Source organism: Pusillimonas sp. T2, assembly GCF_002236805.1.
In the GTDB taxonomy this organism is placed as follows: domain Bacteria; phylum Pseudomonadota; class Gammaproteobacteria; order Burkholderiales; family Burkholderiaceae_B; genus Neopusillimonas.
Map to the genome: position 1 here is coordinate 250,676 of NZ_NIQA01000001.1, position 23,683 is coordinate 274,358.

The following is a 23,683-nucleotide window of genomic DNA, read 5'->3' on the forward strand; positions in this document are numbered from 1 at the left end:
CAAACAGCCCGCGCCTTTGGCAACAACAACCAAAGAACAACACAACCAACCAACGCAAAAAGGCCGGAACACCGCCCTATGGCATGTGTTCCGGCCTAGCCAGAAACTATTCAAATATGCGTGCTTGATCAGCCCAACTAAGACAACAACATCACCTGCCCCGTGTCTAACTGATAGATACCGCCCACCACTTTAAGAGCGCCGGTTTCGACGCGTTGCCGCAAAATTGGTGTGGCGGTTGCCAGGCGTTGAACATTCAACCGGACATTTTCTTCCGTAGCCCGCTCTAGCAAAGACAAATTGCCGGGCTGACGACTGGCTGCTTGTACCGCAGGAACAATAGCCGTTGCCAAGCTTTGAATGTGGCCTGGGTAATCTGTATTTTTTTCGTAGGCGGAAATGGCTGCCGAAACGGCACCACAGCGGCTGTGGCCCAACACCATAATCAGAGGCGCGCCTAATACAGCCACCGCATATTCAAGGCTACCCAAAATGTCGACATTGACATAATTGCCGGCCACACGGGTAACAAACAGGTCGCCACGCGATTCGTCGAAGCAAAACTCGGGGCCGACACGAGAGTCCGCACAACTTAACAGACACGCATAAGGGTTTTGACCTTCGGATAGCGCGGCGCGAGATGTCGCGAAATCTTTTTTCGACGTGTCGCCTCTCACATAACGTGCATTGCCCGCCATCAGGCGCTCAAGCGCCTGGTCAGGCGACAGCTTGTTTTCTATTTTTGGCGGCGCCGACTGGGCTTGCGATTTCGCACCCAGGGAGCCAAATAACAGCGCCGCCGAGAACCCCGCAAGAAGCTTGCGCCTACCCGCCGAGACCTGGCGTTGATCAACGCCGCCTAAACCCCGATGAAACCGCGAAAAACAAGTGACACACATAATCGCCCTCCGTCAGGGAAAGTCAGGCATGAGTCAACCCGATACAGCCTGGGCTACCTGAAACGCAATTCTAAAAAGCGGGCACCGCTTTGCTGTGGATCACCGCTAACGCTGCGCCCGATTAAAGCTTGTGTCAATAGGTAATGGCAGCAACACCGTCATCACTGGGAATACACGCCATAAAAAACGCCCGGGCACCGCCTTGTCGGCAGGTGCTCGGGCGCGGTTTGGTGTCGCCGGGCTAGCGCTTGGGCACAGCATGCGTTACAGCGCGCCGCACCACCGACAGCCCGGGCTTACCCGGCCGAGTGATTAACCCAGCTTGGCAATCGCCGCGTTCAGCGTTGCGCTGGGGCGCATTGCGGCATCAGCCTTGGCTTTGTTGGGACGGTAGTAACCACCGATATCCACCGGTTTACCTTGCGGTGCAGCCAGTTCGGCGACGATCTTGGCTTCGTTTTCGGTCAGCGCCTTGGCCACTTCGGCAAACTTGGCTTGCAAGTCGGCGTCGGCGGTTTGCTCGGCCAAGGCCTGAGCCCAGAACATGACCAGGTAGAAATGGCTGCCGCGGTTGTCGAGGCCGCCGACTTTACGATCGGGCGAGCGGTTGTCGTCGAGGAATTTACCGGTTGCGCTGTCGAGGGTATCGGCCAGCACTTTGGCTTTGGGGTTGTTGTAACTGTTGGCCAGGTGTTCAAGCGATGCGGCCAGAGCCAGGAACTCACCCAGTGAATCCCAGCGCAGGAAACCTTCTTCGACGAACTGTTGTACGTGCTTGGGCGCCGAACCGCCTGCACCTGTTTCGAACAGGCCGCCACCGGCCATCAAAGGCACGATAGACAACATTTTCGCGCTGGTGCCCAGTTCCATGATGGGGAACAGATCGGTCAGGTAGTCGCGCAGCACGTTGCCGGTGACCGAGATAGTGTCTTTACCCTGACGAATACGCTCGAGCGAGAACAGGGTGGCATCGACCGGAGTCATGATGCGAATATCGAGACCGTTGGTATCGTGGTCTTTAAGGTAGCGCTCGACTTTTTCGATAAGCTGAGCGTCGTGACCGCGCGCAGGGTCGAGCCAGAATACCGCCGGGGTGTTGCTAAGGCGCGCACGATTGACAGCCAGTTTTACCCAATCTTGAATCGGGGCATCTTTGGTTTGGCACATGCGCCAGAGGTCGCCTGCCTGTACGGCATGCTCGAGCAAAACGTTGCCCGACGCGTCGGTAACACGCACGACACCGTCGGCCGGCACAACAAACGTTTTGTCGTGCGAGCCGTACTCTTCGGCGGCTTGCGCCATCAGGCCTACGTTAGGAACACTACCCATAGTGGCAGGATCGAACGCGCCATGGCGTTTGCAATCGTCGATAACGGCCTGATATACACCTGCATAGCAACGATCGGGGATCACGGCCTTGGCGTCTTGCAAGTTACCCTCGGCGTTCCACATCTTGCCCGAATCGCGAATCATCGCAGGCATCGAGGCGTCGACAATGACGTCGCTAGGTACGTGCAGGTTGGTGATGCCTTTGTCGGAATTGACCATGGCCAACGCGGGATGCGCTTGATAGACCGCATCGATGTCGGCCTTGATGGCGCTTTGCTGGTCGGCAGGCAAGTCGCCCAGACGAGCGTACAAATCGCCGATACCATTGTTGGGGTTGAAGCCAATGGCTTTAAGCGCTTCGGCATGCTTGGCCAGTACATCTTGATAAAACACCGAAACAACGTGGCCGAACAGGACCGGATCGGACACCTTCATCATGGTGGCTTTCAGGTGCACAGAAAACAGTACACCCTGACGCTTGGCGTCTTCGATTTGCGCTTGCAAAAAGCTGCGCAGCTTGGCCACCGACATGACCGAAGCATCGATCACTTCACCGGCTTTAAGCGTCGTTTTTTCTTTCAGGACGGTTTTGCTGCCATCGTTGGCCGTCAATTCAATTTTGACGTCGCCGGCCTGCCCCACTGTGACGGATTTTTCGCTGCCGTAGAAGTCGCCGTCGGCCATACTAGCCACATGCGCTTTGGAATCAGCTGCCCAGGCACCCATTTTATGGGGATGCTTGCGCGCATAATTTTTAACCGACAGGGGGGCACGACGATCGGAGTTACCTTCACGCAAGACGGGGTTAACCGCGCTGCCCTTAACCTTGTCGTAACGCGCCTTGATGTCTTTTTCTTCGTCGGTTTTAGGCTCATCGGGGTAATCGGGCAAAGCATAACCTTGGGCCTGCAATTCTTTAATGGCAGCCTTCAGTTGCGGCATCGAAGCACTGATGTTGGGCAGCTTGATGATATTGGCTTCGGGTTGCGTTGCCAATTGACCCAGCTCGGACAGCGCGTCGGAAATTTTCTGGTCAGCGGTCAGCTTGTCGGCGAATACCGCCAGAATGCGGCCCGACAGAGAGATATCACGCGTTTCCATGGCGATACCAGCTGTACGGGCAAACGCTTCGACCATTGGCAGCAACGAATACGTCGCCAAAGCCGGCGCTTCATCGGTAAGGGTATAGATAATCTTGGAAGTCATAGTGTCCTCTTGAGCCTGTGTCTGTCGCGGAAAAAGCAGGCACCGTTATCCGGGACTGGCACCGCGGGTTAGCGTGATATGTCTTATATAAGATACAAGACAGCCCCCTATTATAGCGAGAGCGCTGTCAAGTTGGCATACGGTTGATAATTTCCTGACCAAAACCTGAGCAAGACACCTGTGTGGCGCCTGGCAGGCGTCGCGCAAAATCGTAGGTCACAACTTTGTCTTGAATAGCTGCCTCGATGCCGGCCACAATCAGGTCGGCGGCTTCGGACCAGCCCAGATGGCGCAGCATCATTTCGGCGGACAAAATAGCCGCCCCCGGATTAACGTAATCTTTGCCGGCGTACTTGGGCGCCGTGCCGTGCGTCACTTCGAACAAGGCCACCGAATCGGACAGATTGGCGCCCGGGGCAATACCCGTCCCCCCCACCTGTGCCGCGACTGCAGCCGAAAAATAATCGCCGTTCAAGTTGGTGGTGGCAATAACGTCGAACTCTTTAGGGCGCAACAAAGCCTGCGGCAGGAAGGCGTCGGCAATAGCGTCTTTAATGACGATATCGCGGCCCGAAACAGGATTTTTAATGCGACACCACGGCCCTTCGTCGATGAGCTGCGCACCAAACTCGCGTCGGGCCAGGTCGTAACCCCAATCACGGAACGCCCCTTCGGTGAACTTCATGATGTTGCCCTTGTGCACCAGCGTGACCGAACTGCGGTCGTGGTCGATGGCGTACTGAATGGCTTTACGAATCAGGCGCTCAGACCCTTCGCGAGACGCTGTTTTAATGCCGATGGCCGATGTTTTGGGGTAACGGATATCTTGCGCCCCCAACGTGTTCTGCAAAAAATCGATCAACGCGTTGGCCTGATCGGACTCGGCCGGAAACTCGATACCTGCGTACACATCTTCTTGGTTCTCGCGGAAGATCACCATATCGACGCGTTCGGGGTGGTGGACGGGCGACGGCACACCCTTGATATAACGCACCGGACGCAAACACACATACAGGTCGAGCTGATGTCGCAAGGCCACGTTGAACGAACGAATACCCCCACTGACCGGCGTGGTCAGCGGGCCCTTGATGCCGACGACGTAATCTTTAATAGCCTGTACCGTTTCGGCGGGCAACGCCGTTTGCCCATAACGCTCGGCAGCGCTTTGCCCGGCATAAATTTCCATCCAGTGAATTTTGCGTGCGCCGTTGTAGGCCTTTTGTAGGGCGGCATCTACAACATTACGCATCACCGGCATGATGTCTTTACCCGTGCCGTCACCCTCAATAAACGGGATGACAACCTGATCGGGTACCTGCAGCGTACCGTCGGGGTTGACCGTAACCTTGCCGCCCTGGCTGGGGACCTGAATATGCTGGTAAGACATGAGTGCTCCGGTGAGTAATTGCGTGGCCGGCATGCGGCGTTTCAGGCATTTTATCGCGAGCAAAACAGCGACAGTAATCACGCGGCGCGATGGGGACTAACCCGACCTTTTAATTTCAGGCACACCCAAATACAATTTGGCACAAATTTGAGTCAACACCATGCCACAACTGCAACAACCCGTCCTGACCTTGCCCGACCAGCAACGACCGGTCGTTTCTCCGTGCGCCGGCGCTTTTACCCTGATGTGCGATGAAAACTGGCAGGTAATTTGGGCATCGCCCGAACTGCCCGTATTAACGGGATACGCCACCGACGACGTACTCGGCAAGAACCCCTGCGACTTCCTGCATGGCCCCGACACCGATATCGGTACCCTCGACCAGTTGCGTGAGTGCGTCGCCCATAAAAAGCATTTTTCAGGCGAAATGCTGAACTACAAAAAAGACGGGACGTCGTTTTGGGTCCACTTGAGCTTTAACCCCATATTTAACGATCACCACGAATTCCAGCATTTTGTCGCGATCCAAACCGTCAATACCTATACAGCGTTTACTGAAGAGCAGACGCGGGCTTATGTAACGCGCATGGAACGGCAACGCAACGTACTGATCCGGGAAGTGCATCACCGCATCAAGAACAGCTTGCAAGGGGTCGCCGGCATGTTGCGCCAGCATGCCCAGTCCGAACCCCAGGCCGCCCATGTACTGGAAAAAGCAATCGCCCAGGTACGCACCATTGCGGTCGTACATGGGCTGGAAGGCAAAGCGCTATACAACGAAGTAGTGTTGTGCGAGATGGCGCCCAGTATCGCCCGTATGGTGCAAGAGCTGGTGCTACCCGACGGCCCGCACTTTACAGTAACCGTGAACGTGCCCGAACGCATCCGGGTCTGCGAACAAGAACGCGTACCCATTGCCCTGATCCTGAACGAATTGATACTTAATGCCGCCAAGCATCTGTCGGCCACCGAACGGTACAGCACATTAAGCGTGGGTGTCGCCTGGCAGGCGCAGCTTGAGTGCGCGCGCATTACCATTACCAACCCCGGCCGCCTACCCGATGACTTTGATTTTGCGGCCGAACAGGGCATCGGCACGGGGCTTGAACTCGTCCGCTCGATGCTGCCTGCAAACGGCGCCACCCTGACCTTTGCCAATCGCGCCGGGTTCGTCGAAACACAGCTCACGCTTTCACCCCCCGTCATTTACAGCGTCAACCCCGCACGTCTACCTCACCCAACATGACACCTCAGCCGTCTACCATCGCCGCCGCCCCCCACCTGCTGGTTGTCGACGACGACCGCCTTGTGCTGGCCACACTGTCAAAGGGGCTCAAGTATGCCGGCTTTACCGTCAGCGAAGCCTACTCGGGCGAGCAGGCCCTGCAACTGCTGCAAGACATCACCCCCGATCTGGCCATACTGGATATCAGCATGCCCGGCGTATCCGGGCTTGACGTGGCACGCCAACTTCGGGCCAACACACAGATTCCGTTTATTTTTCTTACCGCCTACGGCGACGAAGAAACGGTTAAAGAAGCTACCGAAAGCGGTGCCGTCGGCTATCTGGTCAAGCCCATCGACACCGCGCAACTGATCCCGGCGATCAAAGCGGGCCTGGCACGCGCCGCCGACATTGTCGAGCTTCAAAGAAGCGAAGCACAACTGAACCACGCCCTCGAATCAAGCCGTGAAATCAGCATTGCGGTAGGCATCATCATGGAACGGGCTCGCCTGGACCACGAAAAGGCTTTTCAGGCGCTACGGTCACAGGCGCGTCGCACTCGCCGGCAAGTTCAAGATCTGGCCAAGTCACTGATTGCCGCTCACGAAACGCTCAGCCAGTTCGACGCCTAGGGTAATCCACACCTAGCCAATGGCTTTTCGTGCCTTAATAATCAGGACACAAAACAAGAACACACTGATACTTGGCAACGCCCGCCGGCCCCAAACCCGCCCGCTCTCGCGTTTGCCCTGGTCGCCCAATACCCGCGACCTATCTCAAACCTGGCCCAGCACCCGCCATTGCCCGTAAACCGCCGGCAACATGAAGCGCGTTGCGACCGCATTGCGCGCTGCGACCCCCGGCGTCACCAGGACCAGAGGACATGAGACAGGAACGCGCAGTCACGCATCGGGAATATATATTGCAGGACACCGAGACCATCGTCTCGAAAACAGACCTGCAGGGCAACATCACATACGTCAATCAAGACTTTGTCCGTGTCAGCGGCTTTTCAGAGCAAGAGTTGCTGGGGGCTCCGCAAAATATTGTGCGCCACCCGGACATGCCAAAAGAAGCCTTTTACGACCTATGGCAAACGTTGCGCAGCGGCAAAGCCTGGACTGGCCTGGTCAAGAACCGATGCAAGAATGGCGACCACTATTGGGTCGAGGCCCACGCCGCCCCCATCACCGAGAACGGGGCGGTCACAGGCTACACCTCGGTTCGTGTCAAACCCTCTCGCGAACAAGTTGAAGCGGCAGAAACGGCCTACCAAGAAATACGCGAAGGCACGCGACGCATTACCGTCAGAGAAGGCGCTGTCGTGCGACGCCCCCGTCTGTCGCGCCACCCTCAAACGCCACCCAACGAACTGTCATTGAAAACCCGTCTGATTGTATGGACGCTGTGCATGATGGGCCTGTTCCTGATCAATGCTTTCGTCGTGTGGCAGTTAAACCTCGCACACACCAGCGACACATCGGCCCTTCCGCTACTGGCCGAGCTGCTGATGCTTTTTGGGGCAGCCCTGTCGGCCTACGGCGGCATCGCCATCTACCGACGCCTAATCAGTCCGCTGGCGCGTGCTCAGCAGGATATTGACCGAATGAGCGCGGGCGATTTGTCCGGCCGCATCGACGCAATAGGCAACAACGAAATTGCCAATCTCATGCAGTCACTGCGCAAATTGCAAATCAACGTCAAGCTGCTGGTGGGGCAAATCAAGGAATCTACACAACAGGTAAGCGCACAAGCTGTGCACTTGACCCGTGACAATGCACTACTCGCACAACGCACGGAATCGCAAGCCGCTAACGTCGAAGAAACCTCAGCATCGGTCGCCGAACTGACTTCGATTGTTCAACAGCATGCCGAAAACTCCGAAGCGGCCAACCAACTGGTCGCCTCGACCGCCGAGGCCGCAACCCGGGGGGCACAAGCAGCGGCGCAGGTCACGTGCACCATGACCGAAATTCAGGAAAGCGCCCGCAAGGTGGTTGACATCATCGGCATGATCAACACGATTGCTTTCCAGACCAATATTCTGGCGTTGAACGCCGCCGTAGAGGCCGCACGCGCCGGCGACCAAGGGCGCGGCTTCGCCGTAGTCGCCGCAGAAGTGCGCAGTCTGGCGCTGCGCAGCGCCGATGCAGCAAAAGACATCAAGACACTGATCGAGGCGTCAGTTACGCGCATTGATGCCGGTAGTCAACAGGTCGACCAAACCGCACAGATCATGCATGACATTCTGGACTCAGCGCATCGAGCCACCACGCTCATGAGCGAAATAGCCTCTGCTGGAAAGGAACAGAGCGCCGGCATTGTTCACATTAACCAGGCCGTCGGACAAATTGAGGCCATTACCCAGGACAATGCTGCAGCTGTGGCAAGCACGGCGAAAACAGCCGAATCCCTGCAAGTACAGGCGACTCACCTTAATGCACTGCTGGACGCATTCAAGCTGATCGAGACCCGCACAACAATGCCGGGCTTGCCACCGAAACGCCCGGCCAAGAAGCGGCAACCCTTGCGTCAGCTTAAACGAAATGCGCCTGTGGCCCGCTTGAAACTAGGTTAAAGAACAACAAGGCCGACGCATGAAAGACTTGAAAGAAGCGGTCGACGCTCTGGCCCAAAGCCTCGGGCTTGACGAAGATGAAATCCGTCAACGCAAGGCGTTTCTGGAGCTGACGGAAGAGGACGCACTACGATTGCGACGCGCTCATGAATTACTGGGCAAAGAATCGAAACGTTTTGCCGACGCGTTTTACGCGCATTTGTCGCGATTTGACGCACTGAAGCCACTGCTGGATGGGGACGGCCGCCTAGACAGGCTGAAGCACGTGCAAGGACAGTACTTCAATACACTGACTGCAGGTAATTATGGGCCCGACTATGTACGCGACCGTCTGCGCGTGGGCCTTGTACACCAGCACATCGGGCTTGAACCCACCTGGTATTTGGGCGCCTACCGAAAATACGTCGCAGAAATGCAAAAGCTGTTGTGGCAAGTGTTGGGCCACATGCCAGACGAATTCATGAAGACCTGCGACGCACTAATGAAGGTCGTGAATTTTGATATTGGCCTGGCGCTAGATACCTATTTTCAGGCCGATACTGAAGAAATCCGTGAACACAAGGAATACGCCGAAAGCATTGTTTCGACCATGCCGACAGGGCTGATGGTCGTCAGCGCAAGCCTTATGGTGCTGTCGATGAACCCGGCCATGCGCGCCATCTTCAAACTGGATGATGACTTGTCGGCAGAAGGTTTGCCCTTGTCCAGCCTTGTAAAAAGCAGTTTGCTGCTTGAGGCCGGCGCTGACGTGCTGGATACCGGCAACGCACAGAACAGCATCTTCGTCACGCTGGATCAAGCCGATGCGTGCCTGAGGCTCGAGTTCAACTTGAGCTGCATCCGGTTCAGAGGCAAACCGCTACTGCTGGTGATGGCGCAAGATATTACCGAAAAGCTGCAGGTCAAGGCCAAGCTCGCACAAAGCGAGGAGCGCTACCGCCTGACCTTCAACCTGGCCGCTGTAGGAATGGCGCAAACAGATGCAGACGGCCGTATCACGCGCATCAACCCAAAGCTGTGCCATGTATTGGGGTACGAACGTCAGGAACTGCTGGGTATGCGTTTCCCGCAGCTTACGCACCCCGATGACCGCAATGACGCCGACGCCATGACCCGCCGCGTCATGGCCGGCGAGCTGGAACACTACAGTAAAGAGCGACGATACCTGCACAAAGAAGGCCATATTATCTGGACTCGCGCAACGGTATCGTGCCTTCGCGAAGACGATGCCCGCATCGGCCTGATTGTTGTGCTTGAAGATATTTCCGAGCGGAAACGCATGGAGGAGGAACTGGTCAGACTGGCGGGACACGACGCGCTGACCGGCTTGCCCAACCGGGTGCTGTTGCAAGATCGACTAGCCAAGGCATTAGCCCGCGCAAAACGCCACCACCAGCAAGTTGCTGTGATGTATCTGGACCTTGATCGTTTCAAGCATGTGAACGACAGCCAGGGGCACGCCGCAGGCGACGCTATGCTCGCCGAAGCCGCTCAACGGCTGACTGCGAGCATCAGGGAAACCGATACCGTCGCCAGACTGGGCGGCGACGAGTTTGTCGTCATTCTGGAAAACATAGACGATAACCGCGTTGCCACGGCAAGAGCTCAAGGCATTTTGCGTGCCCTGGCCGCCCCATTTACATACAAGGACCGTAACCTGTACACAGGCGCCAGCATTGGCATTGCGTTGTTCCCGAAAGACGGAGAAGATGGCGATACCCTGTTGAAACATGCCGACTCAGCCATGTACCAGGCCAAAGAGGCCGGACGCAATAACGTGCAGTTCTACACCCCCGAAGTCAATGCCCAACACATTCGGCGGCTGTACATTGCCGACGGCTTGCGCCGCGCGCTAGAGCAGAACGAACTCCAACTACACTACCAGCCCAAGATCCGCGCTGGTTGCGGGCAGATCATCGGCGTCGAAGCCTTGCTGCGATGGACATTGCCCGACGGCACAAGCATCGCCCCCGACGAGTTCATACCGGTTGCCGAAGACACGGGTCTAATTTTGCCCGCCGGCCAATGGGTGCTGAAACAAGCCTGCACAAATATTGTGAAATGGCGCACCCATGGCAACCCCGACATGCGCGTGTCGGTGAATTTATCGGCACGCCAGTTCAAGAATCAGGACATCGTCTCGCAGATAGAAAAAATCCTTGAAGACACGCAATGCCCAGCAAATGCGCTTGAGCTGGAAATTACGGAAAGCGTGCTGATGGAACGCCCGGACCACGTAACCGCCACCCTGCGCACCCTGAACGACATGGGTATCCGGCTTTCGATAGACGACTTTGGCACCGGCTACTCCAGCCTGAGCTATCTACGCAATTTCCCAATTCACGAATTGAAGATTGACCGATCGTTTATTGAGGACATTACACAAGACGAAAGCCACGCGGCCATCGTGAAGGCCATTATTACGCTAGCCCACAGCATGAAGTTGACCGTGCTGGCCGAAGGCGTTGAAACCGAAGCCCAACTGGCCTACCTGCGCAACGAACAATGCGACCACATGCAGGGTTACTTTTTTAGTCGGCCCGTACCCGCCCCGGCATTGGAAGAACTACTGCTGACTGGTGCGGAAATCAATTAACTTACTGGGCGGCCACTTGTATGGCGGCTTTGTACTCGGTTTTCCGCCCGGTGTCTTCGCGCCAAACCAACTGCAGGTCTGTGCTTGCAGTTGGTGCCAATGTAAAGCGCACATAGGGGTTTGCAGCCATTGAGCGGTAAAACTGAGCCTTAATGAACTGACGATCACCCAGACTAGCCGTGAAGCTATCGATAATGCGCTGATCGGGCAACTTGCCGCTAGCATCGGGCACTAGCCCTGTTTCCATCGGATGCGTGATCATGGTCAACACTTCGGCTGGTTTGCCGGCCACAAACTGCTTGGGCAAACGCACCCGCTCTTTCATTTCAAGCGCCTTGTCGGGAAGAGCCGCCCCGGCAATACAGCCACTGGTGGTGATACGAATTGCGCGCTCGGAAACGAACGCGCGACCGTCGCTGCTGCGGGCCACCACAACTACAGTTTGCGATTCGCCCAGACGAACACGCAAGCCCAGGTTCAGCGGCGCCACCTCGGGCCCCAGCTCGAAGTGCGCCACTTGCGGCGTAGGGTTACCCAGCGCAAAAATGTCGAGATAACGAATGTATACGCCGTCGCCCAGGGGCTGATCAGCGATAACCGACAACGCAACAGACGAACCGTCTTCAGACACGAGCGGCAATTCGAGCTTGACCGCCTGCCCTGCCTGCAGGTTGTTGCCAACCAAGGCCTTGACCGCGTCGACGCGCTGCCACGCGGGTGTTTGCGCCACCACCGTCAGGGGTGCAGCCAGCATTCCGGCCGAGAAACAAGCCGCCGACAGAACGCGACGAACAAAAAAACGAGGGAAAGTCATGATGAAGTTTGATGCAAATTAAGCGCCAGACGCGACCCAGCCAGTATACCCAGCAAGGCCATAACAGAACCCAGCGCAAGGGTAGATAAACCGGTCAGACCCTGGCCGATGGAGCACCCCATGGCCAGGGCGCCGCCCACCCCCATTAGAATGCCGCCGGTCATATAGCGACGCATTTGGGGCGGTGACTCGAACCCTTGCCATTTGAAGCGTTTTCCAACTAGCGCAGACACCAACGAGCCTGCCACCACACCGGCAACCACCAACACACCAAATCCTGCATCGACCCCCGTGGCAATCATCAGGTATTGAAGCGTTGCGCCCACAGGAGCAACAAAAGTCATGGACTCGAGGGGGACCGGATCAAAGTCGTCAGCACCCAGCACGCCCGTGACCAGCCACCCGGCTACCACCAGCAACCCAATGACCAACGCACCGAAGAAGTCGGCCTTGTGTCTTAGCAAGGTTGCCTTATGCAACGAAAACCCTAGCAAGCCCGCCAGGAACAACAAAGCCGCCGCCACGTAATAAGGCGTGAAAGGCCCTCGGAAACTGCCTGGCGACCACGAGGTGAGTTCGGCCAGGCCGACCCGCAGCGGCGCCAAAACGCCCGTAAGCGTAGCGTAGGCCGACACACCCAGACACAGCAAAACCACTGCGGCACGCAGATTGCCCTGCCCCAACAAGACCAGCGCCCTTGCGCCACAGCCATTGGACAGCGTCATGCCGTAACCGAACAACACGCCGCCCAAGGGCACCAATAGCCAGGAAAACGTACCGGCCAGATAAATGGATTGCGTCAGATCAACCCAACCTGCATAGGCGGCCCATTGAGTACCCACAATAGCCACGAACAATGCCAGCGCGAAACTTTGAAGCTTGACGGCGGGCACGGTTTCGGGCGTTGCAACGGATACAGCCGAGCGGCCCGGATTTGCCGCAGCTGCACTATGAGCATGCGCGGCTACGTGCTCTGACGCCCCCGATCGCCTACGCTGCAAGCGCTGAAAGTGCTGAGCCAAACCACGATGCAAACAAAAACCGCTGAGTTGCCCGGCCACCCCGAAAACAACCCCGATACACAGGGCAGACCAGAGCACGAGCTCGACATTCGACATAATGCTTCCTTGCGATGTTTAACCCGGGCCCAGGCCTGCGCAACCGCGCGACTTAGGCCTGCGTACCCCAGGTATCTTGGGCGATGGCGTTATACCAAGCCACGCCATATTCGGCCTCGAGCTTGCGGAAACCGGCATCGGCCTCTTTCGGGCTGACGCCACCGCTAGTTTCGACGATTTTACCGTCTTGCACCGCGTAAACGCCGGCCACCGAGATACCGTAATCGGGCGCAATCAAGCTGTAGCAGGTGTTAATGAAAGACGGCTTTACGGCTGGACGGCCAGCCAGAGCATTGGCAATGGCTGCCGCGGCAACCTTGGCCTGCGCATTAGCCACAAAACCCGACTTGGGCATCGGCGCCGCGACGGTGGCGTCGCCCACCACGTAGATATTAGGCACGCGCGTCGACTCGAAAGTTTCGGGGTTGACCGGCACCCAACCACTCTCGTTGGTGACCCCTGCACGCTCGGCGATGATGCCAGCCTTTTGGGGTGGAATGACGTTGAGCACATCGGCCTTGTGCTTCTCGCCGAACTCGGACTCGACCGTTAATGTATTGGCATCGACACGTACAACTTTACCGTCTTTAGACAGCGGCACCCACTCGATCATATCGCCATAAAAACGCTTCCATCCGTCGGTAAACAAGCCCTGCTTGGAAAACGCGTCTTTAGGGTCGAGCACCAGGATTTTTGACTTGGGCTTTTGCGTTTTGAAGTAATGCGCCACCATGCTGATGCGCTCGTAGGGGCCGGGTGGGCAACGATATGGGTTGGCGGGCGCCACCATGACGAACACCCCGCCATCGGGCATGGCATCAAGCTGCTTTTTAAGCAGTTCGGTTTGCGCACCTGCTTTCCAGGCGTGTGGCGCTTTTTGCGCTGCAGCCTCGTCATAGCCTTCCAAGGCATTCCAGCGGAAATCGATACCGGGCGACAACACGAGCTTGTCGTAGGCGAACGTTTGGCCACCCGCCACCTTGACGGTTTGCTTCTGGGCATCGACCGCATCAGCATAGTCGTGCACAACCGTTACGCCCAGAGCGCGCAACTCGTCGTAGTTATGTGACTGCTGCTCTAACGTACGCAGGCCACCCAAGTACAGATTCGTAAACGGGCAAGTCATGAACTCGCGCGCCGGCTCGATGAGCGTGACCTGAATGGCAGGGTTACGACGCTTGAGGTATTTGGCCGCCGTAGCGCCACCAAACCCCCCGCCGACAACGACCACCCGACCGGCCGAACCACTGGCAAACGATGGTGCACCCACCAGCAAAGCCCCTGCCGCACCGACCTTACCCACGGTGGCCAGCATTTCGCGACGTGTCATTTTTTTCGAATTGATCATGATGGTTACCCTTTAGTTCTTATTGGTAGCTTGAGGCTTGATTTGCGAAAAATGCTTCGCCAGGGCAGCAAGCTCGTCGTCGGAATAGCCCTTAGCCAAACGGTTCATGACCGTCGTACCCGCCGGCGGCGTGTCAGACTTATAGGCCATTAACTGGGCCTTGAGCACGGCTTCGGGGCGGCCCGCCAAAGACGGCATGCCTCCCGGCGACCGCCCATCGGTGCCATGACAGTTGGCACAAGCCGCCGCCAGTACCGTGACATCAAAGGTGGACTGAGCCTGAGCAGGTGCAGACAAGCCCAGGACTAGCAGCCCAACAGCCGATACAACGCCGGTAGACAGTTGCTTGATCAAAGTTTTCATAATTTTTCCGTTTGTTCAGAAACTTGAAAGAATTGAGGCATGCTAGCGAATTTCATCCGGCACGAGAACTAATTAATCGAGACCTATTTATAACCAGAAGAAATATAGTTGATTTGCGTCGCGCCGAAGCATAAGATGACCATACAGGACGCCGTATTTATGTTCTGTTTTTCGACTCCGGCCTAGTGCACGCGGGTCTTGCATGGTCGGTTTTAAGGAGCTGCCATGAACATCAAATCGCTCAATCTGGTTGTTGATATCAATGCCGACGGCCGCTACAGTTTCTGGGAAATCTGGGAGCTGATCCGCGATCTCTACCGTCTTCCGGGTAACCTGCTGGTCGAAGGTCTTGGCCATATCCCTTATGTATCCAACGCTTTAGGTATTCACGCCTCCGAAGCCATGGGCTATGGCAGCCTGAACGGGTTACTGGCGGTTACGCTATCTTTGTTGTTCTGGATCGCCCTGATACTGGGCTTGATGGCCTGGGCATCGCCGGATGCCGATACCGACGCCGAAGACAACGTCGGCAAGGCGACAGCCAGAGCCCCCGGGTTGGGCGGCAAGCAAAACCACCAACCCCCGGTACTGCATTAGCCCGCCGTCATGCAGCCACCTTGCTGCCAGGTTGTAACAACGGCAGCAGCGCCGTTGTGATTAGAAGCACTTCAGTTGATTGCACTTACACCTTTTGGCCGGGTTTATTGCCAAAATAGGCTCATTGAAGCTGAACAAGAGGTGAAGAATGAAGCGACTGATCATGACGGGCCTGGCGGCACTGGGTTTTGCCGGCGCACAGCCCGCGTTGGCCGACGTCGATATTGACATTGCCGTGGGCGTGCCGGGCATTGTTTACAGCACCCCGCACCCGCCGCGCTATGGACACCATCACCGGCATTACGAACCCAATGGCTGGAGTGTGACCGTGGGCCAGCCCCAGGTTGTGGTGGTGCCCGGCGGCGTCGTTTACAACGACTACCCCCGCTACTACAAAAGGCACGACTACCATCCGCATAAAAAATGGCGCGACCACAGGGGTAAGCGCCATCATAAACACCGCGGGCACCGCGATTAAAAAGAACTAAATTGTTTTTTCGACTGTGATCGCCCGGCGTCGTTGTGCAACACGCCGGGCTTTTTACATTACAGACGTTCGATACCGCCCATATAAGGCCGCAAGGCCTCGGGCACAATAACCGTACCGTCTGCTTGCTGATAGTTTTCGATGAGGGCCACCAGCGCCCGGCCCACCGCCAGACCCGAACCATTCAATGTATGCAGATATTCGGGCTTGCCTTTTTCGGGGCGATAACGCGCTTGCAAACGACGTGCCTGGAAGGCCTCGCAGTTTGAAACTGATGAAATTTCGCGCCACGTATTTTGGGCCGGCAACCAGACTTCGAGGTCGTAGGTTTTAGCCGCGCCAAAGCCCATATCGCCGCCACACAACAACATCACACGGTACGGGATGCCCAGCTTTTGCAACACAGCTTCGGCGTGCGTGACCATGTCTTCGAGGGCCTGATACGAGGCATCGGGATGCACCACCTGCACCAACTCGACTTTGTCGAACTGGTGCTGACGAATTACGCCACGCACGTCGCGCCCGCCGCTACCCGCCTCAGAACGGAAACATGGTGTGTGTGCCGTCAGTTTGATGGGCAGCTCGGCCGCCGGCGTGATGGTGTCGCGCATCGAACCAGCCAATGTAATTTCAGACGTCGAAATAAGATAAAGGTCTTCGCGCTCGACCGGGTTACCCTGTTCGTCGAGTTGGGGCTCTTTGTCTTGCCCTCCCTTGGTCACCCAGAACATGTCGTCTTTGAATTTGGGCAACTGACCCGTACCGTACAGGGTTGAGCTGTTGACGATATAGGGGGTGTAGCACTCGGTGTAGCCGTGCGACTCGGTTTGAAGGTCGAGCATGAACTGGGCTAACCCACGATGCAAACGTGCCGCGGCCCCGCGCAGCATCATGAAGCGCGAACCGGCCAGCTTGCGTGCCGACTCGAAGTCAAGGCCGAAACGCTCGGCTAGCGTGACGTGGTCTTTGACCTCGAAAGGCAAGGGGGCCGGATTGCCATTGGCATCGGTCGGGCCCGGCACCCAGCGGCGTACCTCGACGTTGTCGTCGGACGACTTACCTTCGGGCACGCTGTCATGCGGCAAATTAGGAATGGTCATGAGCCATTCGTTGAGTTCGGCCTGGATAGCCGACAAGTCTTGCTCGAGCGCTTTAAGCTGCTCGGGGATGGCCTGGGATTCGGCCATTTCTTTAGAGGCATCTTCGCCCTTGGACTTTAACTGGCCAATCAGTTTGGATACCGCGTTACGACGCGCCTGAAGGGTTTCGGTTTCGACCTGCACGGCCTTGCGACGGGACTCGAGCTGGGCGAAACGTTCGGTATCGAAGGACACGCCACGCCGGGCGAGCGCCGCGACCACACTGGGCAAATCTTTACGCAACTGATTGGGGTCTAACATATTGAGCCAAATAAAATAATTGAAAGGAAGCCGATAGCGCGTGGGCCGTACCAGACACTGCCAAGACCGCACCGGCTATTTTTTACCGCGATGCCGACGGTCGAGATCACGCAAAAACGCCAGCTTTTCGGTGATTTTACCCTCTAGCCCGCGGTCTGTCGGCTGATAAAAGCCCGCCCCCAAACCGTCGGGAAAATAACGTTCGCCTGCGGCGTACCCATGCGGCTCGTCGTGTGCGTACCGATACGCTTCGCCATGCCCAAGCTGTTTCATGAGACGGGTAGGTGCGTTACGCAAGTGCACAGGGACTGGTGCCGAACCATGCTGCTGCGCGTACTGCCGCGCAGCCTTATAAGCCTTGTAAACCGCGTTTGATTTGGCCGCGCAAGCCATGTAAACCAGCGCTTGCGCCAAGGCCAGCTCACCCTCAGGCGAACCGAGGCGCTCGTAGATATCGGCGCCGTTCAAGGCCAGTTCGGTTGCGCGCGGGTCGGCTAAGCCAATGTCCTCTACCGCCATACGGATCATGCGGCGTGCCAAATATTTTGGGTCGGCCCCACCGTCGAGCATACGCGCAAACCAGTACAAGGCAGCATCGGGGTCCGAACCACGAACGGCTTTATGCAATGCACTGATCTGATCGTAAAAAGCATCGCCCCCTTTATCGAAACGGCGAAGATTTTGCGACAGTGAGGTTTCAAGCCATTCGGCATCGATTTGGCTGCGGCCCGCACCCAAGGCCGACTCGGCCACCACCTCGAGCGCATTGATCAGCCGCCGGGCATCGCCGTCAGCCCACGCCGCCAGTTGGGCAGCGGCGTCTTCGGTAATGGAGATTTGCACAGCGGGAGCATCGTCGGCAAGACCCGCTAAGTCCGCGGCATCATTTTTACCCGATTCGGAGCCCAGGCGCATAGAAGACGCCGACGAGGCTGGAAAATCGGCAACCAGATCGGCGTTAATTGTCGCCAGCGCCTTGCCTATCAAGCCTTGCAAATCGGCCGCTGACAAGGGTTCGAGGACGTATACCCGGGCCCGCGACAGCAGCGCCGAATTCACTTCAAATGAAGGGTTTTCAGTGGTGGCCCCGATAAACGTAAACAAGCCGCTTTCAACATAAGGCAAAAAAGCGTCTTGCTGCGCTTTGTTAAAACGATGCACTTCATCGACAAACAATATAGTGCGACGCCCCTGGCCTTGAGCCACCTGAGCGGTAACGACGGCATCGCGAATGTCTTTGACGCCGCCCAGAACGGCAGAAATAGCCAGGAACTGGGCGTCGAATCCGTCGGCCATTAAACGGGCCAGCGTGGTTTTACCTACCCCCGGCGGACCCCAGAAAATCATGGAATGCGGGCGACCCGATTGAAACGCCACACGCAAGGGCTTGCCCGACCCGAGCAAATGCGCCTGCCCGATCACGTCGTCGAGGCGCCGTGGGCGCAACCGTTCGGCCAACGGCACATAAGCCGCACCGGCCGAGCCGGAAAAAAGGTCGGGAGGCGTCATTGAAGCTTGACGACATCGACGCCGGCGGGGGCCTTGAACTGAAAACTACCGGCCGGCAAACTGGGGTTAACCGATACCTTGCCCAAGTCAATGACGGTCGTTTGGCCAAAGGCATCGAGCAATTCGAGGCGCGCAGGCAGGTTGTCGGCAAACGCCATATCGACATATTTGAAACCGGCATCGGCACCTTTGGGCGTTGCCCTTAGCCAGGCCAGGCCATCGCGCTCGGGCAAGGCTTCGAGCGTGAAGGATTCGTCGAGCGAACCGGAGCCAAACAAAATGGCAGCGGGCGACGCGCCAATGGATTGATCGACGCTACGCTGGGTCACTTGCGCCAGGTCGGGGTCGTACTGCAATACATGGCGCCCGTCCGACACAATGAGTTGCTCGTAGGGCTTTTTGACGTCCCAACGAAACTTGCCCGGGCGCTGAAAGGAAAAGTCGCCGGTTTGCGATGGCTTACCCTGCCCCTGCGGCGTGATGGTTTGTTGCTGGAACTGACCGGTGGCCGACTGTACGTTTCCAATAAAGTGGCGCAATTGCGCTTCGGCCGACGCCGCCCAACTGGCGAGCGGCGCAGTGGCCAGCAAAGCAGCTGCAAAAAAAGCCGCAATTTTTTGATTAATCTGCATTGGCAGAATCCCCCGGAACAAGAATTTCGCGGTTACCGTTGGATTGCATGGCCGACACCAAGCCAGCTTGCTCCATTTGCTCGAGCAAGCGCGCCGCCCGGTTATAGCCAATGCGCAGGTGCCGTTGTACCGACGAAATTGACGCCCGTTTATTTTTGAGAATGACCTGAACGGCTTGATCGTAAAGCGGGTCGGACTCGGCATCGGCAAAGCCTGTAACCGATCCAAGCCCGTCGCCGGTCTCGCCTTCAGGGGCTCCTTCTAAGACCCCGTCGACGTAATTTGGTTCACCCTGCTCTTTGAGTTTGTCGACCACCCGGTGCACTTCGTCGTCGCTGACAAAGGCACCGTGCACGCGCACTGGCAGCCCAGTGCCCGGCGGCATATACAGCATGTCGCCCTGCCCCAACAACGTTTCGGCGCCCATCTGATCAAGAATGGTGCGCGAATCGATTTTGGACGATACCTGGAACGCGATACGCGTTGGGATATTGGCCTTGATCAAGCCGGTAATGACGTCGACGCTGGGCCGCTGCGTGGCCAACACCAAATGAATACCTGCGGCACGCGCTTTTTGCGCCAGGCGGGCGATGAGTTCTTCAATTTTTTTACCCACCACCATCATCAGGTCGGCCAGCTCGTCGATGACAACCACAATCATGGGCAAGGTCGATAGCGGCTCGGGTTCGTCGGGTGTTAACGAGAACGGATTGGGGATAGTTTCGTCGCGTTTTGCAGCATCGCGGATTTTGGCGTTGTAGCCGGCCAAGTTCCGTACGCCAAGCTTACTCATCAGGCGATAGCGCTTTTCCATTTCGCCCACGCACCAATTAAGCGCGTTGGCGGCATGCCGCATATCGGTGACCACCGGCGCCAGCAAATGCGGAATACCTTCGTAAATGCTCATTTCGAGCATTTTGGGGTCGATAAGAATCAGACGGGTTTGGGAAGCATCGGCCTTGTACAGCAACGACAAGATCATGGCGTTAATGCCCACCGACTTACCCGAGCCCGTGGTACCCGCCACCAGCAGGTGGGGCATTTTGGCCAGATCGGCCACAACCGGATTACCAGCAATGTCTTTACCCAGCGCGATGGTCAGCACCGACGGTGCCGCATGGTAGGTTTGCGACCCGATGATTTCGGAGAGCTTGACCATTTGGCGACGCGGGTTGGGCAGCTCAAGCCCCATCAAGTTTTTACCCGGGATGGTTTCAACCACGCGTATGCTGACCAGACTAAGCGCCCGGGCCAGGTCTTTGGCTAGATTGACAATTTGACTGCCCTTAACCCCTGTGGCCGGCTCGATTTCGTAGCGTGTAATTACCGGACCGGCCTGCGCCGCCACGACAGTGACATTCACGCCGAAATCAGACAATTTTTTTTCGATGAGCCTGGAGGTGAATTCGATGGTTTCGGGCGACACCGATTCGGGTAGTTCGGTCACCGCGTCGAGCAGCCCGATTTCCGGCAGCAAGCCCGAGGTATCTGTAGTCACTGGCGCCGCGAACAAGGTTTTTTGTTTTTCTTTTTCGGCGCGAATAGATTTGGGCACGCTGACGATCGCCGGTTCAATGCGTACCGGCTGCTCGTGAACCAGCTGTTCTTGTTTGGCTTCGACGACCTCTTTACGCTCGGCCTTTTTGACTTGACCCACTTTGCGATCTTCGCGCGCTAACTTAAGTTGCCACAGGTACAACGCAAACCGCTCGATGCAGAGCCCGATGCGTTCGGCTACCTGCAACCACGAAAACCGGAAAAACAGACTGGATCCTACGGCAATGAACACCAGCAACAACAAGGTGCACCCCGTGGTGCCCAAGGTGTAACCCAAGGCCTTAGCCAATAATTTACCCAGTTCGCCACCCGCCCCAGCGGGCAAATGCGAACCCGTTTCGACCAACTGCATGGCTTCGGTGCCCATAACCCCCACAAACATCAGCGCATAACCAACGCCAGCTTCCCAGCGCAAACGAGGAAGGACATCGAGCTTTTCTTCAGGAGGCAGTTGGCCGGTAAGCCGGTAAAAACCAACCCCGACGCGCTGAACCAGCAACACCACCCATAACCAGGCCGAATAGCCGAACAGAAAAAGCAGCAAGTCGGCCACATAGGCCCCTACCGTACCGCCTTTGTTAAGCGTGACCGTTGACTGCATGGAATGCGACCAGGCGGGATCGGAAGGCGACCAGGTGGCCAGCACCAACCCAAGCCAGGCGGCCAGCGCGGCGAACGCGATCCAACGAGCCTCGCGCAGCAAGCCCGAAAGACGGGTTTGCAATGCCGAGGGACCATTGCGCACGTTGCGCGACGAACGGGGAGATGCTGCAGGTATTCGAGCCATGGACTCATTATAATTGGCTACACACTAATTTCGGATATTGATGCGATGACGACTGCAAAACACGCCAAAGTAATGATTCTTGGTTCCGGCCCGGCCGGCTACACGGCTGCGGTTTACGCCGCGCGCGCCAACCTGAACCCTGTCCTGATTACCGGCCTGGAGCAAGGCGGGCAGCTGATGACCACTACTGACGTCGACAACTGGCCAGCCGATGCCCAAGGCGTGCAAGGCCCAGACCTGATGCAGCGCTTTCAAGAGCATGCCGCACGATTCGATACCGAATTCGTTTACGACCACATTTCCAGTGTCGATCTATCGAAACGCCCCTTTACACTCAATGGCGACTCGGGCGAGGTCTACACCTGCGACGCCCTGATCATTGCCACTGGCGCATCAGCCCAATACCTGGGCTTACCCTCAGAACAAGCGTTTATGGGCCGAGGCGTCTCGGGCTGCGCCACTTGCGACGGCTTTTTCTATAAAAAACAAGACGTTGTCGTAGTTGGCGGTGGCAACACCGCTGTCGAAGAAGCCCTTTACCTGTCGAATATTTGCAACACGGTTACCGTCATTCACCGCCGCGACAAATTCCGCGCCGAGCCCATCCTTATCGACAAAATGATGGACAAGGTCAATAACGGCAATATGCGACTGAAACTGTTCTACGAACTGCAAGAAGTGCTGGGCGATGATTCCGGGGTCACCGGGGTACGGATTCTGAACAATCAAACCGGCCAAACCGAAGACCTGGCCGTCACGGGCGCCTTTATTGCGATTGGCCACAAGCCCAATACCGGCATCTTCGAAGGCCAACTTAAAATGGAAAACGGCTACATCGTGACCCAGAGCGGCTTGAGCGGTATGGCTACCCAGACGTCTGTACCCGGCGTTTTTGCGGCGGGCGACGTGCAAGACCACGTTTATCGCCAAGCCATTACCAGCGCAGGCACCGGCTGCATGGCCGCGCTCGACGCCCAACGCTGGCTCGAGAACGGTGGCCAATAAACCCGGGCTGGCCGATCTTAAAAAGCTACGCCAGCAGGCCGAAGCCGCCACCGCGCCCAAACCTGCGGCAAGGCCTAACAAGAATCTGAAAAAAGGAACCCGGGGCAAACCCCTGGGTTCTGGCGGGCTGTCGTCTGCCACAGCCTCCAATCAATCAGTCTCGCCTGCTAGCGCAAGCCCCGCTGCGCACCTGGCCAGGCAAGGAGCGCGCAACGCAGCGCCCTGGCCGGCCGGCACCGAAGCCGTGCCAGAGCAAGATGTTGCGTTGTTCCGGCAAACTATGCGCTTCGTCCAGCCCATCAAAAACACCGGGCGGGCCATTTTGCCGCCTGTGCCCAAAGCAGCCAAAACCATACTTAAAGACCGTCGTGCTGCCGCCCAAGGGCAAGACTTTGAGCGCCCTACCCCAAAAGTATCCGATGTTTTCGCCCCGGCATTGCCACATGCCGAACGCGGCGACAGCGACTACCTGCGCCATGGCGTCGGGCCCGATGTTCTTAAAAACCTGAAACGCGGGAAATGGGCCATTGTGGCCAGCATCGACCTGCACGGCGCCACGCTGGAACAAGCTCGCGACCGGCTCGACCAGTTCATTCAATCGTGCATTACACACAATGTGCGTTGCGTGCAGGTTGTACACGGCAAAGGGTATGGGTCGCGCGATGGCGCCCCAGTACTTAAAGAGGTGGTTCGGCGCTGGCTTACCCAGTTTGACGCCGTACAGGCCTACACCGAGTGCCCCGAAAACAACGGCGGCAGCGGTGCGGTGCAGGTTTTGCTAAAAGCAGCGTCGGCAAATTAAAGGCCAAGCCAAATACCCGACGCACCGGCATAGACCGCCCCTCG

The 23,683-nt window shown here is 57.1% G+C and carries 19 protein-coding genes; 8 read left to right on the plus strand and 11 right to left on the minus strand.

Features of this window, described 5'->3' with window-relative positions; all coding sequences use genetic code 11:
• Positions 1–137 precede the first annotated feature (137 nt).
• The 3 genes from PuT2_RS01110 to icd form a co-directional block, all read right to left on the minus strand.
• Positions 138–899, minus strand: a complete 762-nt coding sequence (locus PuT2_RS01110; RefSeq protein ID WP_093969184.1) for a carbonic anhydrase — start codon at positions 897–899, stop codon at positions 138–140.
• Positions 900–1,211: 312 nt separating this feature from the next.
• A complete protein-coding gene (locus PuT2_RS01115; RefSeq protein ID WP_093969185.1) occupies positions 1,212–3,434 on the minus strand; it encodes an NADP-dependent isocitrate dehydrogenase in 2,223 nt (740 codons plus the stop codon).
• 127 nt (positions 3,435–3,561) lie between these two features.
• Positions 3,562–4,821 (minus strand): NADP-dependent isocitrate dehydrogenase, encoded by a 1,260-nt coding sequence (gene icd / locus PuT2_RS01120; RefSeq protein WP_093969186.1) that lies wholly within the window; start codon positions 4,819–4,821, stop codon positions 3,562–3,564.
• Between the two features lie 160 nt (positions 4,822–4,981).
• Between icd and PuT2_RS01125 the strand changes: the two genes are divergently transcribed.
• The 4 genes from PuT2_RS01125 (at position 4,982) to PuT2_RS01140 (ending at position 11,220) form a co-directional block, all read left to right on the plus strand.
• Positions 4,982–6,067: a sensor histidine kinase gene (locus tag PuT2_RS01125; protein ID WP_093969187.1), complete on the plus strand. Its 1,086-nt coding sequence runs from the start codon at positions 4,982–4,984 to the stop codon at positions 6,065–6,067.
• Entirely contained in the window at positions 6,064–6,678 is a 615-nt protein-coding gene (locus tag PuT2_RS01130) for an ANTAR domain-containing response regulator (protein WP_093969188.1), read from the plus strand. The genes PuT2_RS01125 and PuT2_RS01130 overlap by 4 nt, the downstream gene beginning before the upstream one ends.
• A 251-nt stretch (positions 6,679–6,929) precedes the next feature.
• Positions 6,930–8,624, plus strand: a complete 1,695-nt coding sequence (locus tag PuT2_RS01135) for a PAS domain-containing methyl-accepting chemotaxis protein (RefSeq protein ID WP_093969189.1) — start codon at positions 6,930–6,932, stop codon at positions 8,622–8,624.
• Between the two features lie 19 nt (positions 8,625–8,643).
• Positions 8,644–11,220, plus strand: coding sequence for an EAL domain-containing protein (locus tag PuT2_RS01140; RefSeq protein ID WP_093969190.1), 2,577 nt, complete (start codon positions 8,644–8,646; stop codon positions 11,218–11,220).
• A 1-nt stretch (position 11,221) separates the two neighbouring features.
• Here PuT2_RS01140 and PuT2_RS01145 read toward each other — a convergent pair whose 3' ends face one another.
• From PuT2_RS01145 to PuT2_RS01160, 4 genes are read right to left on the minus strand one after another with little or no spacing between them, the layout of a single operon-like run.
• Positions 11,222–12,034 (minus strand): thiosulfate oxidation carrier protein SoxY, encoded by an 813-nt coding sequence (locus PuT2_RS01145; RefSeq protein WP_093969191.1) that lies wholly within the window; start codon positions 12,032–12,034, stop codon positions 11,222–11,224.
• Entirely contained in the window at positions 12,031–13,152 is a 1,122-nt protein-coding gene (locus PuT2_RS01150; protein WP_093969192.1) for a YeeE/YedE family protein, read from the minus strand. The genes PuT2_RS01145 and PuT2_RS01150 overlap by 4 nt, the downstream gene beginning before the upstream one ends.
• Positions 13,153–13,204: 52 nt before the next feature.
• On the minus strand, positions 13,205–14,500 hold the full coding sequence (locus tag PuT2_RS01155) for an NAD(P)/FAD-dependent oxidoreductase (protein ID WP_254046909.1): 1,296 nt from the start codon (positions 14,498–14,500) through the stop codon (positions 13,205–13,207).
• 12 nt (positions 14,501–14,512) lie between these two features.
• Positions 14,513–14,863 carry a c-type cytochrome gene (locus PuT2_RS01160; RefSeq protein ID WP_093969193.1) on the minus strand — a complete coding sequence of 117 codons (351 nt, stop codon included), beginning with the start codon at positions 14,861–14,863 and terminating at the stop codon, positions 14,513–14,515.
• 225 nt (positions 14,864–15,088) lie between these two features.
• On the opposite strand from PuT2_RS01160, the gene PuT2_RS01165 reads away from it, so the two are divergent.
• Together PuT2_RS01165 and PuT2_RS01170 are read left to right on the plus strand one after the other, a co-directional pair.
• Complete coding sequence (locus tag PuT2_RS01165; RefSeq protein WP_093969194.1) at positions 15,089–15,460, plus strand: hypothetical protein; 372 nt, start codon at positions 15,089–15,091, stop codon at positions 15,458–15,460.
• Positions 15,461–15,608: 148 nt separating this feature from the next.
• Positions 15,609–15,938, plus strand: coding sequence for a hypothetical protein (locus tag PuT2_RS01170; protein ID WP_093969195.1), 330 nt, complete (start codon positions 15,609–15,611; stop codon positions 15,936–15,938).
• Positions 15,939–16,006: 68 nt separating this feature from the next.
• Here the strand turns inward: PuT2_RS01170 and serS are convergent, their stop codons facing one another.
• From serS to PuT2_RS01190, 4 genes are all read right to left on the minus strand, one after another.
• Entirely contained in the window at positions 16,007–17,347 is a 1,341-nt protein-coding gene (serS, locus tag PuT2_RS01175; RefSeq protein ID WP_093969196.1) for a serine--tRNA ligase, read from the minus strand.
• 75 nt (positions 17,348–17,422) lie between these two features.
• Positions 17,423–18,856, minus strand: coding sequence for a replication-associated recombination protein A (locus PuT2_RS01180; protein WP_093969197.1), 1,434 nt, complete (start codon positions 18,854–18,856; stop codon positions 17,423–17,425).
• Positions 18,853–19,488 (minus strand): outer membrane lipoprotein chaperone LolA, encoded by a 636-nt coding sequence (lolA, locus tag PuT2_RS01185; protein WP_093969198.1) that lies wholly within the window; start codon positions 19,486–19,488, stop codon positions 18,853–18,855. Before lolA ends, PuT2_RS01180 begins: the two co-directional genes overlap by 4 nt.
• Positions 19,478–21,832 (minus strand): DNA translocase FtsK, encoded by a 2,355-nt coding sequence (locus PuT2_RS01190; protein WP_093969199.1) that lies wholly within the window; start codon positions 21,830–21,832, stop codon positions 19,478–19,480. The genes lolA and PuT2_RS01190 overlap by 11 nt, the downstream gene beginning before the upstream one ends.
• Before the next feature lie 45 nt (positions 21,833–21,877).
• Here PuT2_RS01190 and trxB point away from each other — a divergent pair, with 45 nt between their 5' ends.
• Both trxB and PuT2_RS01200 read left to right on the plus strand, forming a co-directional pair.
• Positions 21,878–22,837, plus strand: a complete 960-nt coding sequence (gene trxB, locus PuT2_RS01195) for a thioredoxin-disulfide reductase (RefSeq protein ID WP_093969200.1) — start codon at positions 21,878–21,880, stop codon at positions 22,835–22,837.
• The gene (locus tag PuT2_RS01200) at positions 22,827–23,639 is read left to right on the plus strand and encodes a Smr/MutS family protein (protein ID WP_093969201.1); all 813 of its coding nucleotides are present in this window, start codon (positions 22,827–22,829) and stop codon (positions 23,637–23,639) included. The genes trxB and PuT2_RS01200 overlap by 11 nt, the downstream gene beginning before the upstream one ends.
• Positions 23,640–23,683: the final 44 nt, after the last annotated feature.